Origin of the sequence: Ensifer sp. 2TAB8 (genome assembly GCF_052115125.1) — a bacterium.
Taxonomy (GTDB): domain Bacteria; phylum Pseudomonadota; class Alphaproteobacteria; order Rhizobiales; family Rhizobiaceae; genus Ensifer.
In genome coordinates this window covers 1-1,366 of sequence record NZ_JBFRGB010000066.1, presented here as the reverse complement: position 1 = coordinate 1,366, position 1,366 = coordinate 1, and the positions used below count along the sequence as shown (strand labels likewise).

Here is a 1,366-nt window from a genome sequence, read left to right as displayed (position 1 = left end):
ATCGGCGCCTCTTCGTCCTTGTTGATCGCGACGATGACCTTCGAGTCCTTCATGCCGGCCAGATGCTGGATGGCACCGGAGATGCCGCAGGCGATGTAGAGATCGGGTGCGACCACCTTGCCGGTCTGGCCGACCTGCCAGTCGTTCGGCGCATAGCCGGCGTCGACGGCGGCGCGCGAGGCACCGACGGCGGCACCGAGCTTGTCGGCGACCGGCAGGATGACTTCCTGGAACTTCTCCGAGGACCCGAGGGCGCGGCCACCGGAGATGATGATCTTGGCCGAGGTCAGTTCCGGACGGTCGGACGACGACAGGGCATCGGCGACGAAGGAGGAAACGCCGGGGTTGGCCGCGGCAGAAACGCTTTCGAGTGCAGCCGAACCGCCTTCGGCGGCAGAGGCGAAGGAGGCGGTGCGCACGGTGATGACGCGCTTGGCTTCCGTCGTCTGCACCGTCTGGATGGCGTTGCCGGCATAGATCGGGCGCTTGAAGGTGTCGGCAGAGACGACCTCGATGATTTCCGAGACCTGGGCAACGTCGAGCAGGGCTGCGACGCGCGGCAGCACGTTCTTGCCGACCGAGGTCGCAGCAGCGACGATCGTGTCGTAGCTGCCGGCGAGCGAGACGATGAGGGCTGCCAGCGGCTCGGCGAGATTGTTGGCAAGCGAGGCGTCGTCGGCAACGAGAACCTTGGATACGCCCGCAAGCTTGGCGGCCTGTTCGGCAGCGGCCCTGGCGCCGGCACCGGCAACGAGGATGTGCACATCGCCGCCAATCTTGGAGGCAGCGGTCAGCGCCTTGGCGGTCTGGTCGGAAAGGTGGTTGCTGTCGTGGTCAGCCAGAAGAAGAATGGCCATGATGATATCTCCCTTTGCTGAACTTAGAGCACGCCGGCTTCGGTCTTGAGCTTTTCGACCAGCTCGGCGACCGACTTGACCTTGATGCCGGCCTTGCGGCCCGACGGTTCCTCGGTCTTCAGCACCTTGAGGCGGGCTGACGTGTCGACGCCGAAGTCGGCCGGCGTCTTCTTGTCGAGCGGCTTCTTCTTTGCCTTCATGATGTTCGGCAGCGACGCGTAACGCGGCTCGTTCAGGCGCAGGTCGGTGGTGACGACTGCCGGCAGCTTGATGTCGATGGTCTGCAGACCACCGTCGACTTCGCGGGTGACGGTTGCCTTGCCGTCGCCGATCTCGACCTTGGAGGCAAAGGTGCCCTGCGCCCAGCCGAGCAGCGCCGACAGCATCTGGCCGGTCTGGTTGCTGTCATCATCAATCGCCTGCTTGCCGACGATGATCAGGCCCGGCTGTTCAGCCTCGGCCACACCCTTGACGATCTTGGCAACCGCGAGTGGCTCGACCTGGTCTTC

General features: G+C 64.9%; 2 protein-coding genes. Both read right to left on the bottom strand.

All coding sequences use genetic code 11. The annotated features are described in order from the left end of the window. Positions 1-857: electron transfer flavoprotein subunit alpha/FixB family protein (locus AB4Z53_RS35315; RefSeq protein WP_441600074.1), on the bottom strand; the 857-nt coding region annotated here is incomplete at its 3' end. A gap of 23 nt (positions 858-880) precedes the next feature. After that, positions 881-1,366: electron transfer flavoprotein subunit beta/FixA family protein (locus tag AB4Z53_RS35310; RefSeq protein ID WP_441600072.1), on the bottom strand; the 486-nt coding region annotated here is incomplete at its 5' end.